Here is a 20,157-nt window from a genome sequence, read left to right on the forward strand (position 1 = left end):
CATTTTATAATCCTAATTTAACTCCAAATGTCATTGTTGTCGTTTGTGGGTACGCAAAAAAATCAACTCCAATTGCATCATCACTATTCCCAAAAAGATTCACTTCTGGGTCTGCTCCGCTATAATTGGTAAATGTTAGCAAATTAGTTGCAGTAAAATACACCGTTAAGGAACGAATCCTTTCTACTTCTTTTAATGGAACATTGTATCTCAATGATACGTTCTTCAATCTTACATAGGAACCATCTTCTATTACTGCCTCTGTTGCTTTAATCGTGGAATTCCCTATAGTAGATGGATATCTAACATCGTTATGTGGGTTTTCAGGTGTCCAACGGTTTGCGTACCATTCAGCAGTATTATTCCATCGATTATATCCTTTTCCAATATAAATATTACCTGCATTGAACAATTCGTTACCATATGCACCTTGAATAAATACATTCAGTGTAAAGTTTTTATATACAAAATCATTATTGAATCCAAAGTGAAAGTCAGGATTTGGATCACCAATAATCACCCTATCATCAGCTGTAATCAAACCATCTCCAGCATCAGGGATACCATCTCCATCAGTATCTACAGTTAACTGATCTTTATATTTAGTTGACCCTAGAGTTTCTACCCCTGAAAGTGTGGCAAAAGTAGGATTCCCATCTTGATCAAAATCTTCAGCCTGTATTAAACCATCCAATTCATATCCATAAAATACACTTAAAGGGTTATTTAAAAACTGCCCTGAAATAGGTTCATTTAGGAAGTTATTATCCAAGATTGGTCCTGGCACAAAATCTAGTCCTCCTAAGTCCAAAACCTTTGACCTATTGGCAGAATAATTTAAATTCGTCTTCCATCTAAAAGTTTTACCTCTGACAGGCATTCCTGACAAACTTACTTCAATACCTTTATTACCAACACTACCTCTATTAATTATAATACTTTGATATCCTGCTGACCCTGGCAATTGAAATGGTAATAATAAATCCCTAGTTTTTTTATCATAATAATCAACAGACAACTCAATTCTATTCTTAAATAATCCTAGATCCAGTCCTGCATTGAATTGTTCTGTAGTTTCCCATTTTAAATCTGAGTTCCCCATTACTGTTGGTCGTGCACCTGAAGCCTCTAAATCACCGTTTACATAGTTTGCTACTGAATATTGAGCAATAGATTGATATGGCTGAATAGCCTGACTACCCGTTTCTCCATACCCCCCTCTAATCTTTAAACTTGAGATTGCCTTAACACCTTGCATGAACTCCTCAGCACTCACTCTCCATGCAGCTGATACTGAAGGGAAAAAAGCATATTTATTTGACTCTGTAAAAACACTTGAGCCATCTAACCTACCAGAAAAAGAAACAAGATATTTTGATTTATAATCATAATTTGCTCTAAAAAATGCCGATTGTATCTCTCTATCCGTTCTAGTATATGAGTTTACTAATACTTGATTGGCAAACGAAAGTCCATAAACTCCCAGTCCTTCAAAAGGAAAATCGACAGCAGTTAAATTGCTTAATTTAGTGATTGTTTTCTGATAAGAGGTCCCCAATACAGTATTAATGTTATGTCTACCTAATCTTTTTTTGTAGGTTAAATATGATTCTATCAAATTGGTAGTATTTGACGAATTATACAATCTACCCTGTCCATTTACTCTAAAACCCGCTGGTGTTTCAGAACTTAAGAATCTCTCTCGGATACCGGTTTTTGAATTAGTTCCTGCCTGAACAGTTAAATTTAAATCATTATTAAACTTATAATTTGCAGTAAAATTCGCCAAAATCACCTTACTATTTTCATTGTCAATATCACCCGTAATCTGTTTCAATGGGTTCGTTGGGACATCAATACCGTCAACTGGAAATTCATCATCACCAATTTCATCCTCATCAATCAAAGGAGAGGCTCTTAAAGCATTGAAAATAATACCACCTGCACTAACAGCTGTTCCATTGGAACCAGCCGCTCTTTTTGTATCTGTAACTGAATAGTTAAGATTTGTAGTCAGCGTTAATTTGTCATTTATTTTATTATTTAAATTCGCTCTTACCGTTGCACGTTCAAAACCAGTACCAATAATTACACCACCATAATCTGAATAAGAACCCGAAATTCGGTACTTATTGTCGCTACTTCCACCTGCAACCGAAAGGTTTACATTCTGCCCAAATGAAGATTGAAGAACTTTATCAATCCAAACTGTAGTTGGTTGATTTGTATCTTGAGGAGGATCAAATCTTCCTGTTTCATTTCCCCATTCAGCATAGTCAGGAGATGACATCATATCTGGATAATCCGCTGCATTAGTCACAAAAGTTTCAACCGATATATTTACAACTGGTTTCCCTTGACCTCCTTTTTTAGTCGTAATTAATATAACTCCATTTGCTCCACGAGAACCATAAATCGAAGTTGCCGAAGCATCTTTTAACACTTCCACACTCTCAACATCATCCATATTTATAAATGACAAGGGACCAGAGTTCGAAGCATCAAGTCCTCCGCCTGGAATAGAACTATTATCTAAAGGAAAACCATCTAAAACGATTAACGGTTCATTATTACCAGAAATTGAATTATTACCTCTAATTCTAATTCTAGTTTCCGCACCAGGTTCTCCACTTACGGAAGATATTTGTAAACCAGTACTTCTACCCTGTAAGGCTGTTTCTAATGTTGGTGTATTGATACTAGCAATATCCTCGGCACTCACGGAACTAATTGCTCCCGAAACCTTACGTGCTTCTTGAGTACCATAACCAACAACAACAACCTCTTCTAATTTGGCGAAATCTTCGATTAAATTAACCGTTATCGTTGATTCATCCTTGAATACAACTTCTTCAGTTAAATAGCCGATATAACTTATTACTATCGTTGCCCCTATTTTTACATTTGCTATGGAAAATTCACCATCAAAATTGGTGATCGATCCTTTACTTGTTCCCTTAACTACTACTGTCGCACCAGGCAAGCCAATCCCTTCAGAAATTACTTTACCGGTAACTACTTTGTTCTGAGCATAGGTTATACCAGAAAATAGCATAAGACATAACAATAGCGTTATTTCCTTAATTTTAATCATAAATTTTTTTTTAAGTTCAGTTAGTTAATTATGAATAACGAAGTAAGTAAAAACAAGAAAATAAGATTGTTCTTTTTTGCGCTGAATTTGTTCTCAAGACTATATAAGGCTAATAAACAATCAATTACAACAATATCAAGTGGATTTAGTGATGTTTATTTTTTGCTTAAAGACTCACGAAACTCTTTAGGAGTCATATGGTACTTCTCTTTAAAACATTTATAAAAATAAGCACGACTTTTGAATCCACAATCCTGCATTATATTGCTAATAGCATCATCACTACTTTTTAGCATTATCACAGATTTTTTTATTCTATAGTTACGAATTATTTCAATTGGAGTTTTTCCGGTAAGATTTTTTATCGTGACTAATAATTTTGTCTTACTTACATTTAAATTGGAAGATATAATATTAATATTCAGGTCTGGATTACCATACTGCTGCTGTAACACCTGAAGAAAAGAATATAAAAATTCTCTTTCCTTACTGTTTACCGGTTTTACATACTCGTCTTCTTTGAGACTGTCAGCATACCTAGATTTTATTGATTGCACCTCGGAAATAATATTTGACACGCGCGCTTTTAAAAACTCATTAGAAAAAGGCTTCGTAATATAATCTATCGCACCTATATCAAAACCTACTATTTTATTTTTCACCTCTGATTTTGAGGTTAATAAAATAAAAGGGATATGCGCCGTTAATTTATTTGATTTAACATATTTACAAAGTTCTATCCCATCCATTACCGGCATATTCAAATCACTAATAATTAAGTCAGGGACAATTGTTTTTATATTATTTAATGCCAGTTGTCCATTCTTAAACTTATAAACCTTGTATTCAGATGAGAATAATTCACCTATAAAATCTCTCATTTCTGCAACATCTTCAACAATATAAATAATATGATCACGGGAAGTAGGACGCGCATCTATCGAATATTCTAAGGTGTTATTCAAATTTTGATAGATCAATGATGGCTCTTGTTTATTGTTTTTCGTACCTAACATATCTGTAGAAATATGTTCCTTACCAAGCAATAATTCTATCTCAAAAACGGCCCCTCCTTCTGGACTATTAAATACTTTTATGCTCCCTTTATGTGCCTCTACAATAGATTTCACTATGGACAAGCCAATACCTGCTCCTTGGATATTAGTTGATTTCCCTTTATAAAATCTATCAAACACTTGATTAATTTCATCCTCAGCAACTCCAAGTCCAGAATCGGAAACACTAATTCTAACCCGCTCTTCTTGTTTTTCTATTTTGATGGAAACGAATCCATTTTCGGGAGCATGCTTGAAGGCATTTGAAAGTAAATTGTAGATAATTTTTTCAAATTTTCTAGGATCAATCCACATCAATATTTTATCCGTATTTTTTTCAAAATTAAATTTAATCTGTTTCTTAACGGACAAGTCATCAAAGCCGATCTTAATATTCCAGATAAAATCCAAAATATTTATTTCATAACAGCTAAGATTTAATTTATCATTTTTGATTCTCCTAAATTCAATTAGTTGGTCTAATAAAAGTAATAGGTAGCTTACTTGGTTTTTCATTCGCAAAAGATTAAACCTAGTATTATCGTTTACGGTATGTTTTGCAAGCAGATTGTCAAGAGGCCCGTTGATTAAAGAAAGTGGTGTTTTAAAATCATGCGCAATATTGGTGAAAAACTTTATTTTCTCCTCAGTAAGCTCATATACTTTCTGTTTTTCAAATTTTTCAATCTGTATGCTCGTTTTTAAACGTTCAATTTTCCAAAGATAACGGTACACTAAAATAAGAACCGCTGAGAAAAGTAGTAAGTAAAATAATTTAGCCCAAAACGTCAACCATATAGGTGGACTTATTTTTATGTTAAATGTTTTTGAGGGTTCAATCCAGTTATCTTTAGATACAGCCGCTGTGAATTCAAAAACATATTTACCTGGTGGTACTTTGACGTATTCTGCTGTAAAACTGGAACCATTTACCGTTCTCCATTTTTCATCAAAACCTATCAAACGATACTTTAATTTTCCACTTTGAGCATTCTTATAGTTAGTTGTTATTAGATCAATAGCAAAAACGTTTTCGTTATGTTCTAATTCAATTTGCTTCGTATAATCAAGGCCCTGTTGCAGCAAATTTCTATTATTAACCATTGATTCTGGCTTCACAACATCTCCAAACAATAAAAAGTCACCAAAGTGAATCTGAGCTAAATCTAACTCTTCATTTTTCAAATCAGAATTTAAAAAAGTAAGACCTTTATTCCCTGCAAACACCAATCTTCCATCTGGTAATGTTACCGCGTCGCTCGTGAAGAAATGTGACAATAATCCATCTTCTTCAGTAATAGAATTGAATGAAAGATTCTCTGTATTGAATTCGTTTAGTTTATTATTTGTGGCTATATATAAATTTCCATTTTTGCTTTCCGCAATTCCTTTACAAACATTATTAGACAAACCCTCCCGTTCACCGTAATTTATAATGACTATTTTATCACCCTTCTTTACCAACTCACTTATACCACCACCCTCTGTAGCAACCCAAAGCCTATTTTTGGAATCTCTAAATATTCCACTTACAAAATTACTTCCTAGAGTATAGTTACTTTGTTCATTATTGGCAAATTGTTCATATTTTAAATTAAGTAGTTGTTTTTTATTATTGTTTGTTTCAATTTTCAATAACCCATTGTACCAAGTTCCAATCCACAAAGAATTATCTATTGGATCATTATATACTCTTCTGATGACAAAGTCTTCATGTTGAGAAAAATTGAATTTTAAACTTTTTACAATTTTGTTTTCTTCGTCAACCTCTATACGAAATAATCCTCTTCTACATCCGATCCAAATAAATCCAAAATCATCTTCTTTTATATCATATATAACTTTAGGAGCTCTGATCGTTTTATTAAATTCTACAACTGGCTTCAAAAATTTCTCACCATGTTTAAGTCTATACAACCCGCTTCCCCTACCGATCCAAAGATTTTCCCGGGAATCTTTATACATGCATTCAATAACGGTAACATCGTTTTTATTTAACGTAAACCAAAGGGGTTCTACCAAGTTTTTTTTATAATTAAATGCGAAAACTCCTCTTTTTCGAGTACCGCAAATAATTTTCGTTTCATCATAAAGTACTATAGAAGGTATATAATCTTCCGGCAACCCGTTCTTTCGGCTATATGCAAAAACTCTATTGGATTGACTTTTAAATACACTTATACCATTATCAATAGTACCAATCCATATATTCCCCTCTTTATCTTCAAACATGCTGGAAACAGAGTTACTGCATAAAGACGTGTTATCATTCAAATCATTAGAAAGCTTAATGATTTCCGTTTGATTTTCATTGAAATGACGAATTATATTTATTCCTTCGCCAGGAATCGCTGCCCAAATATTCATTTTTGTATCGATCAAAAGTCGACGAATATTTTGTCCTCCTAAGTATTCCGATTCCTTTTCGAGAGAAATGCTTTCCCCTGTTTTAATTTTAAACTTTTTAATTCCATCCGAGCCTGCCAAATATAAATATCCATTTTTATCGGTTTTACATATTGACAACCATTTCGTTCCCAGAACTTCCCGTTTAAAAATTTGATTTATCCTTAAATTGAAATCACAATTAATAAGTCCTCCGCCTGTTAGGACCCAGAAATTCCCATATTTATCCTCACAGAAATTAATAATATAACTTAAATTGGAAGTCTTTTTTTGTTCAAAACTAATCTCGCTACAAACATTATTTTTTAAATTATAAACAAAAGCTTTTCCTGATTCCGTAAGTATCCAAAGTCTATTTTCGGAATCCTCAGAAATCCTTGATATTCGCGTATTAAGATCATCAAGAGTTTTATTTCCGGTTCTTTCAAACCTTTGAAGTTGTCTATTGTAAACACAAATACCAGCATCAGTCCCTATATACAACCGCCCACTTGAATGTTCTTGAATAGTCTGTACACGGCTGTTAATAATACTCGTTGAATCAGACAAAGAATTTCTAAAAACCTTAAAACTCTTCCCATCAAATCTATTTAAACCATCAAAGGTAGAAGCCCAAATAAAGCCTTCGGAATCCTGATAAACACTTGTTACACCAATATGAGATAAGCCCTCTTTAACAGAAATATTTTGGAACTTTATTTCTCCACTACCCGTAAAAGCAAAAGAGGTTATTTGTACAAAAAAGCAATTTAATATAATGATATTTAGGAGGAATTGTTTTCTCATTAAAAATTGAAATAATTAATAGTTAACTCATATGGATTCATACAGACAATATACGGATTAGAAAACAAACTAACCAACAAGTCTTTATCCACTTTAATTTCTTAAATTTTCATTAAGAACAATCCATTATTCTCAAAAGAATCAGACTAAAAACCATCCTAAATTCGAAAATCTAAAGTACCATAGTTAATTTTTATTAAGAACACTAATTATCAAGATTTGCAACCTATAAAAATTCTTTAGTACGTAATCTTCATCAAGAAAATCAACTACTATGAGAACTTTATTTTTTATAATTAGAAAGCACAATTTGATTCAATATTGAATTCTATTTTACTTTTTGAATTCCTTTATTTCTTTTCGTTCGGACATTACTACACTTATCTGTTTTCACAGTTGCCGTCTTTTCCAACAAGTATTTATTACCAACTAGTTTTACATCTTTTGAATTTTCAAATTCAAAAACTGGACTCTTATCGGTAGACAAAGGATAGTTTTTACTCGGCAACATCGTATTCCCTTTAATGAGTAGATTTTCCACTGAATTTGCATAAACCAAGGCTCTACTTGATATTTCACAAGTATTATTCTCAAAAATCACATTCTTATGATAATAATGATTCGGTGCGCCATCAAAAGCAACACGCGGTGTAAAACGAAGAATTTCAGAATTACCATCTGCCAAACCAAAATCACTAAAATGGTTATTTCGAATAATAACATTCTCTACAGGTCCAGACTCATGCCAATACGTAGCATCTCCTTCAAACAAAATACTAACACCGGTACAAGTACTAAAAGTATTGTTCTCTATTAACACATCACCTTGTGTTGATATAAGGATTGAGCGTGCTCTATTTCTCCTGACTACAGAATTCTTTAAAGATACATCTGCCTGCCAACTCACATTGTCGGCAACACTACTTGAATGTAATATTTCACTTACTTTATCGCTGAAACGAAGTGTCATATACTCTTCATTATACTCTTTTACTTCAACAACTTTTAAAGTAGCATAAGGTTTCATTGGTTTGCTATCACTTAATCGGATAGAATCACCAGCCTCTGCGAACTGAAAACCTAACTGTTGACCATGCATACGACGTACACCAATAGTATAATCATCAACTAAACCATCAACCCTAGTATAAACTCCATGAAAATTACCCGCATCATCTAACATGTTCTCAAAGGTACAGTTGTTATAATCTAACAATCCTTTACAATTCACAAAATGAGTAGCATCTGCTGTAGTACTTACTATACGTTTTGAATTAGAAGGTAGTAGTACATTAAAATTATTTAGCGTAACGTTTTCACAACGCTCACCTATCAACCCCATACCTGAAGAATGATGCAAGTTTACATTTTCGATTACTGTATTTTTATTACGAATTAAATGAATGGCCGGAGAAAGACGGCTCACTTCTTTTCGGCCTTTAACAACCAATACCCAACCAACTTTTGGCAAAACATTTGTAGCATCAAAAAACCGCACTAAACCAGGCTCTAGTTCCTCGGCTTGGTAACGAACTTTTTTCTTCTCATTATAACTTCTTAATATACTGGCTGCATGGTTAAATGCAGGTGCTTTGGTTTTAGAATCGTACCATATATTCCAATCTATTGTTTGTTCCCAACCATAATCATCTTCCAACGGAACAGCCCATTGTTTCCATGGTCTTATTGCCTTTTTTGCTTTTTCTACAAACAACAACTCATTTGCTACTATTTCGTAATCGCACTCTTCATATACCTTTAAATCAAATGAATTATTTTCTTGATTAAGTGCCACTACCTCTGCTTGGAAAAAGAAAGGCTTACTCCAGTCTATGCTAAAATTAGTAAGTTTAATATTTCTACAATTACCTACATCAATAGGCACAATATGTCCATGCATAATGAATTGAGATCCCTGGCCATCAATTTCAAAATCCTTCATATCCTCCAAAGGAAACAGAATACGCTTCATACCATTATCGTTATTGCTTACTCTTAGGTATTTTTCTGTTGCTTTACCGGGGTAACAATTGTATACTCCTTTGGGAATAATAAGCTTTGAAGCTCGTTTTTCGACACATGCTTCCAATGCTCTTCGTAATGCCGGAACGGCATCCTTGCTTGCTTCTAAACCATAATCTTTGGCATTTATAACAACATCATTTGCATATCCTTGAAATGTAAAAAGTAGTACAAAGGACAATAAAACTATGCTATGGAGTATATTCGATTTTTGTTTAAAATTATTCATAAAAATATATTGTATTTACGTATTCTAATTATTTATCTTTCTTTAATTGATTCTTCTGGGAGGCCTATTAAAACTCTATGGCCAACGAACAATGGAGTTGGTATACATGGCATCCAGTCCCATTTGTACACAGGTAGCCGTATTAGCTCCGGTTAGTACATTTGATTTTGGTTGCGTATTGTTGATGATAGCATCTCCAAAATCAATAAGTGCTTGTTTACTCGGATCCAAATGCTCAACGTTGATGGCATATCCTTTATTTTTATCCCATTGTGCTGTGGCTCCACTTACTCCATCGACATCTTTAATTACTTTATTTTTTTGACCCTCTGGATAAAACCAAGCTTGCTTTGTATCAATAACAATCGTCCCTTTATCCCCCATAACTTTTATTTCATAACCATCGCTAGCATTGCTAGTTAAACAGGAAAATTTTGCGATCACCCCACTTGGATAAGTGTAGGTCAAGTGAGTGTTATCAAAGGTTTCTCTTCCATCCTTCCAATAGTCAATCCCGCCAACTCCCATCACTTGATTGGGTACTTCATCTAAAACCCAATTCACAAAATCGATTTGATGCGAACTTAATTCAGCTGTTAAGCCACCGGAAAACTCACGATACATTCTCCAATTAATAGCTTTTTCATACTTAGACTCGGGCACTGTTCGTCTCCAATTGGCATGCCGGTTCCATTGACACTCAAAGGCACAAATCTTTCCGATTTTACCTTGTTTTATCAATTCTACCACGTGTGCATATAACCTAGAACTGTGGTATTGATGCCCCGTTTGAAATATATTGTTTGACTGATTCGATTTTTCTACTAATGATCGAATACCTTTATAACCTTTGGCCAGTGTTTTTTCACAGTACACATGTTTACCAGCATCCAGAGCATCCAGAGCAATCGATGCATGCGTACTAAACGGTGTTGCAACGATAACCGCATCAACAGCAGTATTATCAAGTAGACCTCTATAATCAGAATAACCAACAGGTTTTGAATTGGCCTTTGACAAACCATTCTCTAACCTAAAAGGGAGAATATCACAGGAGGCAATTACATTAAGGTTCTCTATAGAATTAAGAACTGACGTGAGTCCGCTTCCACGATTACCAGTTCCAATGACTCCAAGATTAATGGTATTTAAAACATTCGGTTTAGACAATAAGCTTCCATAGGTGTATGAAGCCCCCATCATACCAGCCGTTGCTATCCCCGTTTTTTTAATAAATGATCGTCTTTTCAAAACCTAAATAATTTTTAGTTACGTAACGTTCTTTCGAGTTTTTATTAAAAAATTCTGAAATATTAATTACAACTACTAAAAGTATATGGTAAAAAAAAAAAGCATGTACTCTAATGTTCTAAAATTGTACTCAAGAACATAAACAACTGATTACATGAGAAATAAACAACACAGCCACAAACACCTGAATAATATTAACTTATACAAACCAACCAGCACAACTTAAACGTTTATGTAAAAAAAGAAAGGCTGGAAAAAATATTTCTAATAAAAATAGAACCACATTTAGATATAGAGACGTTTTTAAAAAACAACCCATTACATATACCTGAAGAAATATTGTACGATGTTGCAGAAGCTTACCCTTTAACTAAACAACTAATATTAAAAGATATGTTTAAAACGGATTATATTAGCTACATAAGAAGAGCAGAATTCCGCATCTTTTTCATAGCAAAAAAATGAAAGCCACTCAATTTGAGTGGCTTTTGATTTGATTAACAAATACTAAAAAAAGCAAACAGCTATAATTTTAAGGTGTTTAATTTAGTTTCTCTTTGAGTTTCGAAAAATCTTAACTTTTTCAATTGATATTTATTTGATACTATCTTTAGTTTTTTTTCATGTTCATAATTATCTGAATATTCTACCAATTTCCCTTTGGAATTAAACACATCAATACAATTAACAATGTTATACAAAACATTGAACAAAATATTCTCCAGAATAACAAGTTGCTCTAAAGTTATATCTTGGGCTTTTCCCTCATGCATGTAATTATTTCTTATTGTATACAATTTAACAATCTTCTCTTTATACCTATTTTGAGACCAATTTTCTGTCCAATCTAATAAAAAACCTAACCTTTTTACAACTACCTGACACTTTTTCATATCCGCCTTATTTTCTACTAATAGCATCTCAAGAGCAACAATGTTTTTTAAAAAAGCATCCTCAACTCTCTCAGAACTTTGGGCTTGTCCAATTATTTTTACCGCTTCAATAATCATCTTTTCCCATTTAGAATTTTTACCCTTTTTATTGAGAATCCTTCGCAAAAAAGGAATAAACCAATATTTACGATGGAACTTACTCCAAGTATCGTTCAATTCAAGTTTAACAGAATTAACTCTAGCTCCCATAAAACTTGGCAAAGCACTTTTTAGACCAAGACTTATGCCCTTTTGTAACTCACTTCTATCGTATGTTAATATTTTTTGTCCTATTTTTCGAATACTGAAAGACATATATGAAGCACAAAGAATACTTATTGATTTATTAATTTCATTTCGTGCCCATTCAACATCACTAGAGTCAGAATATCTAACTATTGCAATTACTTTGAAGTTGGTAATGATATTTTTAAAAAAGCTAGTTGATGAATTTAAATGTTCCAAGCTACCGATAGTATACTCCAATCCAAATTTTAGCCTAGTTTTGCGAAATCGTTTAAACGTGGTAAAAGTCACTAAGCCAATTTTCAAATCCTTTAACGAATCCTCATTCAAATTAACGCCATAAACAGGTGTAATAAATAATTTATCTTCCAATCTAATTATCTTTATTATGATTTAGGAAAGTTAGCAATTAAAAAAGACACTAAACAAACAAAATTAATCATCCCCCTAAACACCACTTAAAAACAAAAAACCTTACAAACATAGTGTTTATAAGGCTTTATGAATTTTAACGCGGTCTAGAACGGACTCCTTCGACTACAAGCTTCTTACAGAAACATGTCTGAGGATACACTTCTCGCCCCAAAAATTTAGGCACAAAAAAACCTCTTCAAAAAGAAGAGGTTTTAAACGCGGTCTGGACGGGACTTGAAAAAAAGTCTACAAACCCAGTAAAATCAATTGCTTTCTAATATCTTGTAAATTGTGTTGACCGATTTGTTGACCTACCTTTTGTTATTATTTAGTACGTTTTAACTTTCAATCCGATAATACAAATTTACGACTTAACACTCTATGTATAAAACTAAATAACGGTACATATCATGACACATAATTAGTCATTCCAGCGGTCATGAACAAAATCTAAAAACATACCCTATTCTTAAATAGAATGTACTATTGAAGTTTCGTAAAGGCAACTTCATACGCCTCTAATCTTGATAGTTTAGGTTGATTTTCCGTATAAGACTTGGCTAAAGAAATAACCTTTTCCCTTATATTTAACAATGCTGATTCTTCTAGTAGTTCAATTAATAGTTTTTCTGAAGTCATAATATATTAATGTTCTTTTTAAAATAATATTTGAGTCGATTAATCTTAGGTATATGTGAAGGTTTTAAAATTTCAAGGGTAGGATTTCTTATTTGTAAACCTTCAAGGTTCTATATCCATACAATGCAATAAAACAAAAACAAATAAAAGGAAGAATAAAAGAAAAATTAACTCCGGTAAATGGTCCTATATGATCCATATCTATAAGTAAACCTTGTAAGATAGGCATTAGTGCACCTCCTACAATTGCCATAACTAGTCCTGCAGCTCCTAAAGCAGAATCTTCTTCACTTAAACCATTTAATGCAATTCCATAAATTGTTGGGAACATTAAAGACATAAATGCTGAAGTTGCAACTAATAAATAAAGACCTAAAACTCCTTCTATTAAAATTACACCAGCAATAGTTACCATAGCCCCCAATGCAAAAAACATTAATAATTTTTTGGCATTTACATATTTCATTAAAATTGTACTAACAAAACGGCTAGATAAAAATATACCCATTGCAACGATATTATAATTTTGAGCAGTTGCTTTAGAAATACCAAGGTTACCAGCATATTGAATAATAAAAGTCCAACACATTATCTGTGCAGCTACATAAAACATTTGAGCCAAAACACCTTCTTTATATTTTCCATTAGCAAACAATCTCTTAAAAGAATCTGCTGCACTTGAATAACTAACGTTATCGGCTCTTTTAGGCATTTTTGTAAATGCGATAAGTACCAACATTGCAATAACGACAAAACCAAGTATTACATAAGGATTTCTAATAATTCCAAGATCATGAGTTCTAATAACAGCTTTTTGAGCTTCATCAAGTGTCCCAAAAATAATTTCACCTGCTTCATCTCTTACATCAGAATCTAAGGCTACAAGAATAAACTTTGATGCTACGAACATTCCAAAAAGAGAACCAATTGGATTAAAAGCTTGTGCTAAATTTAATCTTTGAGTAGCAGTACGTGGATCTCCCATCGAAAGAATAAATGGATTTGCCGTAGTTTCTAAAAAGGCTAACCCAAAAGTTAAAATGTACAAAGACCCTAAAAAGAACCCGAAAATTTCGAATTCTGCTGCAGGGTAGAATAATAATGCTCCAATAGAATATAATGTCAATCCTAATAAAATCCCTTGCTTATAACTGTATTTTCTTACAAATAAAGCGGCAGGAATTGCCATGGTGGCATAGCCCCCATAAAAAGCAAGCTGCACCAAAGCTGCTTTTGCAGTAGAGATCTCCATTACGGCACCAAAAGCGGCAACCATTGGGTTTGTAATATCATTTGCAAATCCCCAAAGTGCAAATAAAGATGTTATGATAATAAATGGTAAAAGTACCTCTTTGGATACTACAGGAATTTTTTGAGTGTTTGACATAGTCAAGTTTGTTATTGGTTTGAAACTGTTTGATATAAAAAAAGCACTGTTGAATTTAGATTATGAAATCTAAAACCAACAGTGCCATATGTTTATTCTAGAAAAATTCTATTTATACTGCGCGTATACTACTTTAGTTTGCAAATATTCTTGCATACCATGTTTACCATCAGCACCACCTAATCCAGATTTTTTCCATCCCGCATGGAAACCTTGAATTGCTTCAAAATGCTCTCTATTGATATATGTTTCTCCAAAGTCTAATTCTTGAGAAGCATGCATTACTTTATTAAAGTTCTCAGAGAAGATAGAAGATGTCAATCCAAACTCTGAATCATTAGCTAAAGCAATTGCTTCATCTAATGTATTAAACTTCATTACAGGTAAAACTGGTCCAAAAACCTCTTCCTGAATAATTTGCATGTTTTGTTTTACATTTGTCAATAATGTTGGCTGATAAAAGAATCCTTTATCAAACTGGCTAGAACGAGTTCCACCAACAACAACTTCGGCACCCTCTTTTTTAGCAAATTCAACCATTTCAGCAACTTTTTCCATTTGGTCTTTAGAAACCATACTACTCATATCTGGATTATTACCAGAAAAAGCGTCTTCAACTTTAACTTCAGACATTTTCTTAGCAACTCTCTCCATAAATTCATCATGAATAGACTCTTCAACATACACACGTTCAGCGCAGTTACAAACTTGTCCACTAAAGATTACTTTAGATGATACAATTGCATTAACAGCTAAATCTAAATTAGCATCAGCACAAACAATAGCAGGTGCTTTTCCTCCTAATTCCAAAGAAACCTTTGTAATATTTTGAGAAGCAGCTTCCATAATTTTTTGCCCAGCGAAAACACTTCCTGTCAAACTTACAATACCTGTAATTGGACTTTTAGTAAGTGCATTTCCAACTACGGGACCAGAACCTAAGACAAAGTTCAAAACTCCTGCAGGTAATTCTATATTTTCAATTAATTTAACAAATTCCATTACTGTATTAGGTGCAACACAACTTGGCTTAATAACACATGTATTTCCAGTAACTAAAGAAGGAGCTACTTTACGTGCCATTACAAAAAACGGGAAATTCCAAGGTAATATACCTACAGCAACACCAATCGGTGATTTGTGTAAAAAGATATGTTCTTTTTGACGATCGCTTTGAATAATTTCTCCTTCAATTCTTCTTGCCCATCCAGCGTTATAATCAAAATAATCAGCAGTAACATCAATTTCAACTTGAGCTAATCCAATTACTTTAGCTTGTTCATCAGCTAATGTTTCAGCAAGAAAAACTCTATTCTCACGAATTATACTTGCCATCTTGTTTAAATAGTTAGCTCTTTCAATTGCAGGAAGAGATCTCCAACCTTTCTGTGAAGCTTGAGCTGCATCTAACGCATTATTTGCATCAACGACAGATCCTTTTGGTATTAATGATAAAACTTCTTCAGTACAAGGGTTAATTACTTTTGTTACTTCAGTAGAAGTAGATTTTACAAACCTTCCGTTTATATATTGATTGAATTCTTTCATGATAAGTCTTGTTGTTATTTGTGATTAATGAATTACTATTGAATAGGCTTCTATGATACCCGGTAATAAAAGAAAAAAAATTATTTTAAAAACAACTTCTCTTAGTGTAACATTGCATGACAAAATTAAGAGATAACTAGGCTTATATTTTTATCCATATCAATCAATGACATGTACAATATAAACATTTATTCTTTTACATCAACGCTCTATACATATTAACTTGTACAATTTTCTTTTGAATTTGGAAGACACATCTATGTAAACACTAAACCAACCCAATCAGCCAGCAAACACATGAGTTTTAAAACCCTAATATATAAAGGGATTTCGCAAGCGCCAAAGAGGTTAACAATGTAAGAAAACAGGATGTCTCAAAGAATACTATCTTAGTTTATCGAAAGAATACTTTCAACCCTAAGATTGTATTTTATATACAATTTAAACATCCTGTGTTTTAAAGTTGATTTATGTATATCTTCCTGACTTGTAATAGGCAGGGGTAAGGCCAGTTACTGATTTAAATACTCTAGAAAAATGATATCTATCAGAGAACCCTAAATCTTCAGCAACTTCTTCAATAGTTTTATTTGTATGCTCGAATAACTCACATGATTTTGCAATTTTTCTCATTTGAATGAAGTTATGTAAAGTAGTATTCATCTCCTCTTTAAACAACCTAGCAAATGAATTTGGAGCCATGTTGATAATATCTGCAAGATCTGTATTGCTAAGTTTTTCATTTATATTCGCTTCTATAAATCGAATTACTTTTAAAACTCTTTCGTCGATATTTATAGCTTTCCATAATTCAGGACCAATATTTGTCAATGCTTCTTTAATGAAAGCTTGAAGCTTTAAGTTAAAGGTCAATTTAAAATCTTTGTTTTCTATTTTTAGTATCCCTGTGAGATATATCAACCTTTCTTTTAAATATTCTGTTAATTCAACCTTTAGAATTCCTGGATACACATTATCGAAAGGGACTCCTAGTTTAAAGTGGGTAAAAAAATGAATTAGTTGGGATTCAACCTCATCTTCATTTAAGTTTCCTGTAAGATGTTTACCTGATACATGTATACCTTTACTATAAATGTGATTTTTTTTGAAGCGGGAAGAAAAAGAGGTAAAAGGTGGAATTATATATATGCAATTAGGATCCATATCAAAAACATTATCTTGATGAATCAACTGCCCCCCTTCATTTCTATTCCAGTATATCCTCCAAAATGGAAAAACCATATCATGACAATCCCATATATCTATCAACCAATATCTACAACAAAGTAACTTTAATTTTATATCTACAAAGTTCTGTTTATTTGAAGAAGGATCTCCTAGTTCAATGTCTTTTACAAATTTCATTTTTCAAGGATGTTTAAATTAGATACAAAAATACAAATTTTAAATATTTATAAATACACAAAACGAGTGTAAATTTGTACTATCAATTTTATACAAGATATATGAAAACTTTAAAACTTCCATTAGAGGTACAAACAGAATTAGAAAAAGTATCTAAAGTAGCTGGATACTTATGGCAAAGAGAATGGGCCGAAAGAAATGCAGGTAACATTTCAATGAATTTAACATCGTTTTTCAAAAAAGAAGATGTTGAAGGTATTGGTGAAGAGATTCCTTTTGACTTTCCAAAAGAAGCAGGTGGGTTTATTATATACATAACAGGTACAGGATGCTATTTAAGAGATTTAGTAGATAACTTAGAAGGAGTTTCTTGTATTCTTTACATAAACGAAGCTGCTACTGCGTACTCAATTGTATGGGGTGGAAAGCGTGAAAACTTTGGACCTACTTGTGAGTTAATTTCACATGCTAGTATTCATTTATTTAATTCAATTCATCATCCAGAGAATTTAGCGGTCGTTCATACACATCCACTAGAATTGATTTGCATGAGTCATCACGAATTGTTTGATAACGAAGAAGAATTAAATAGACAAATTTGGATGATGTGTCCTGAGGTAAAAGTATTTGTACCTAAAGGAATTCACTGTACTCCATACGCTTTATCTAGTACTGCTGATTTAGCAAAAGTAACTATTGAAGCTTTCAAGACCAGAAACGTATCATTATGGGAAAAGCACGGTGCAACTGCAACGGCTCCTGATGTTGAAAAAGCATGGGATTTCTTAGATGTAGCAAATAAAGGTGCCAAGTTACTAATGATGTGTTGGGCAGCAGGTTTTAAACCAGCTGGTTTGTCTAACGAACAATTGGTAGAGCTAGAGCAATTTACATAAACCAAAAAAAATAAATCATCATGAATAGACTTATAGGTAGATTACCGAAAGTAGGAATTCGCCCAGTGATCGATGGTCGTGAAGCTGGAGTAAGAGAATCATTGGAAGAGCAATGTATGGATATGGCGAAAGCCGCAGCAAAATTAATTGAAGAAACTTTACGCTTCCCTAGTGGAGAAAAAGTGGAATGTGTTATTGCTGATACAACTATTGGAGGAGTAGCAGATGCTGCTGCTTGTGCTGATAAATTCAAAAGAGAAGGTGTTGAAGTTTCTTTAACAGTTACTCCATGTTGGTGTTACGGTACTGAAGTTATGGATACAGATCCAACAATTCCTAAAGCAGTTTGGGGATTCAATGGAACTGAGCGACCAGGAGCTGTATATTTAGCTGCTGCGCTTGCAGGATATTCTCAAAAAGGATTGCCAGCATTTGGTATCTATGGTAAAGAAGTTCAAGATGCGGGAGATTTATCTATACCTGCAGATGTTGAAGAAAAATTATTACGTTTTACAAAATCGGCATTAGCTGTAGCTCAAATGAATGGTAAATCTTACCTTTCTATCGGATATAGCTCAATGGGAATCGCAGGTTCTATGGTTGATGTAAACTTTTTACAAGACTTTTTAGGTGTAAGAGCTGAATTTGTAGAGTCTGTTGAAATATTAAGACGTATCGATGAAGGAATTTACGATAAAGAAGAATATGTAAAAGCATTAGCTTGGACGAAAGAAAACTGTATCGAAGGGAAAGACTATAACAGTCCTGAGGCTCAAAAATCTGCTGAAGTAAAAGAAGCAGAATGGGAAAAAGTTGTGAAAATGACTTTGATCTGTAGAGATTTAATGATCGGAAACCCTAAGCTAAAAGAAATGGGATTCGGTGAAGAGGCAAAAGGTAGAAATGCAATTATGGGAGGTTTCCAAGGACAACGTCAATGGACAGACTACCAACCAAATGCAGATTATACTGAATCTATCTTAAACTCATCATTTGACTGGAATGGAATTCGTCAGGCATACATGTTTGCAACAGAAAACGATTGTTTGAATGCAATTTCTATGTTGTTCGGACATTTATTAACTGGTAAAGCACAGTTGTTCTCAGATGTACGTACATATTGGAGTCCAGATTCTGTTGAAAGAGTAACAGGTAAAAAATTATCAGGAATTGCAGAAAATGGAATCATTCATTTGATCAATTCTGGTTCTACTAGTTTAGATGCAACAGCTCAACAATCTGATGCAGATGGTAATCCAACAATGAAACCTTTCTGGGATATATCTGAAGAAGAAGCTCAAAAATGTTTAGACAACACAAAATGGCCAGCTGCCATAGGCGAATACTTTAGAGGAGGAGGTTTCTCTTCTCAGTTTAAAACTAAAGGAACTATGCCACTTACAATGTGTCGCTTAAATTTAGTTAAAGGTATCGGCCCAGTACTTCAAATTGTTGAAGGGTGGAGTGTAGAATTACCTGAAGATATTCATACAGTATTAGATGAGAGAACGAATCCAACTTGGCCAACAACTTGGTTTGTTCCAAGACTTACAGGATCAGGATGCTTTAAAGACACATATACAGTAATGGCGAAATGGGGTGCTAATCACGGTGCTATTTCTCATGGTCATATTGGTGCAGATTTAATTTCTTTAGCTGCTCAATTACGTATTCCAGTAAACATGCATAATGTTGCCGAGGAAGATGTATTTAGACCTAGTGCTTGGTCTGCTTTTGGTGAAAGCCTTGAAGGAGCTGATTATAGAGCTTGTAAAACTTACGGACCGTTATACGGTTTCAAAGAATAAAAATAATTGTGCTTGGTTAAATTTTGACCTAGCAAATTAATTACTATCATTTTTTAATATTGAGTATATACTTCTTTTA

Annotated in this window: 10 protein-coding genes; 2 read left to right on the forward strand and 8 right to left on the reverse strand. The window is 33.2% G+C overall.

The window, feature by feature from the left end; translation table 11 throughout:
- Window positions 1–4: 4 nt before the first annotated feature.
- The 8 genes from P8H68_RS04605 to P8H68_RS04640 all read right to left on the reverse strand — a co-directional run bounded on the left by P8H68_RS04605 (window position 5) and on the right by P8H68_RS04640 (window position 17,374).
- Entirely contained in the window at window positions 5–3,094 is a 3,090-nt protein-coding gene (locus P8H68_RS04605) for a TonB-dependent receptor (RefSeq protein ID WP_300322191.1), read from the reverse strand.
- 155 nt (window positions 3,095–3,249) lie between these two features.
- Window positions 3,250–7,341, reverse strand: coding sequence for a two-component regulator propeller domain-containing protein (locus P8H68_RS04610; protein WP_300322193.1), 4,092 nt, complete (start codon window positions 7,339–7,341; stop codon window positions 3,250–3,252).
- A gap of 328 nt (window positions 7,342–7,669) precedes the next feature.
- Complete coding sequence (locus P8H68_RS04615; RefSeq protein ID WP_300322195.1) at window positions 7,670–9,592, reverse strand: right-handed parallel beta-helix repeat-containing protein; 1,923 nt, start codon at window positions 9,590–9,592, stop codon at window positions 7,670–7,672.
- A 75-nt stretch (window positions 9,593–9,667) separates the two neighbouring features.
- Entirely contained in the window at window positions 9,668–10,843 is a 1,176-nt protein-coding gene (locus tag P8H68_RS04620) for a Gfo/Idh/MocA family oxidoreductase (RefSeq protein WP_300322197.1), read from the reverse strand.
- A 524-nt stretch (window positions 10,844–11,367) separates the two neighbouring features.
- Window positions 11,368–12,393, reverse strand: coding sequence for a HEPN domain-containing protein (locus P8H68_RS04625; protein WP_300322199.1), 1,026 nt, complete (start codon window positions 12,391–12,393; stop codon window positions 11,368–11,370).
- 769 nt (window positions 12,394–13,162) lie between these two features.
- Window positions 13,163–14,461 carry an L-fucose:H+ symporter permease gene (gene fucP, locus P8H68_RS04630; protein ID WP_300322201.1) on the reverse strand — a complete coding sequence of 433 codons (1,299 nt, stop codon included), beginning with the start codon at window positions 14,459–14,461 and terminating at the stop codon, window positions 13,163–13,165.
- 108 nt (window positions 14,462–14,569) lie between these two features.
- Complete coding sequence (aldA, locus tag P8H68_RS04635; RefSeq protein ID WP_300322203.1) at window positions 14,570–16,009, reverse strand: aldehyde dehydrogenase; 1,440 nt, start codon at window positions 16,007–16,009, stop codon at window positions 14,570–14,572.
- A gap of 468 nt (window positions 16,010–16,477) precedes the next feature.
- Window positions 16,478–17,374, reverse strand: a complete 897-nt coding sequence (locus P8H68_RS04640) for an AraC family transcriptional regulator (protein ID WP_300322205.1) — start codon at window positions 17,372–17,374, stop codon at window positions 16,478–16,480.
- A 101-nt stretch (window positions 17,375–17,475) separates the two neighbouring features.
- Here P8H68_RS04640 and rhaD point away from each other — a divergent pair, with 101 nt between their 5' ends.
- On the forward strand, window positions 17,476–18,270 hold the full coding sequence (gene rhaD, locus P8H68_RS04645) for a rhamnulose-1-phosphate aldolase (protein ID WP_300322207.1): 795 nt from the start codon (window positions 17,476–17,478) through the stop codon (window positions 18,268–18,270).
- Between the two features lie 20 nt (window positions 18,271–18,290).
- Complete coding sequence (locus tag P8H68_RS04650) at window positions 18,291–20,078, forward strand: L-fucose isomerase (RefSeq protein WP_300322209.1); 1,788 nt, start codon at window positions 18,291–18,293, stop codon at window positions 20,076–20,078.
- Window positions 20,079–20,157 lie beyond the last annotated feature (79 nt).

Origin of the sequence: Flavicella sp. (assembly GCF_029238425.1) — a bacterium.
Classification (GTDB): Bacteria; Bacteroidota; Bacteroidia; order Flavobacteriales; family Flavobacteriaceae; genus Flavicella.

Coding starts and splice junctions, on each gene's coding strand:
- P8H68_RS04605 (WP_300322191.1), bottom strand. CDS start 3,094: ATGATTAAAATTAAGGAAATAACGCTATTGTTATGTCTTATGCTATTT.
- P8H68_RS04610 (WP_300322193.1), bottom strand. CDS start 7,341: ATGAGAAAACAATTCCTCCTAAATATCATTATATTAAATTGCTTTTTT.
- P8H68_RS04615 (WP_300322195.1), bottom strand. CDS start 9,592: ATGAATAATTTTAAACAAAAATCGAATATACTCCATAGCATAGTTTTA.
- fucP (WP_300322201.1), bottom strand. CDS start 14,461: ATGTCAAACACTCAAAAAATTCCTGTAGTATCCAAAGAGGTACTTTTA.
- aldA (WP_300322203.1), bottom strand. CDS start 16,009: ATGAAAGAATTCAATCAATATATAAACGGAAGGTTTGTAAAATCTACT.
- P8H68_RS04640 (WP_300322205.1), bottom strand. CDS start 17,374: ATGAAATTTGTAAAAGACATTGAACTAGGAGATCCTTCTTCAAATAAA.
- rhaD (WP_300322207.1), top strand. CDS start 17,476: ATGAAAACTTTAAAACTTCCATTAGAGGTACAAACAGAATTAGAAAAA.
- P8H68_RS04650 (WP_300322209.1), top strand. CDS start 18,291: ATGAATAGACTTATAGGTAGATTACCGAAAGTAGGAATTCGCCCAGTG.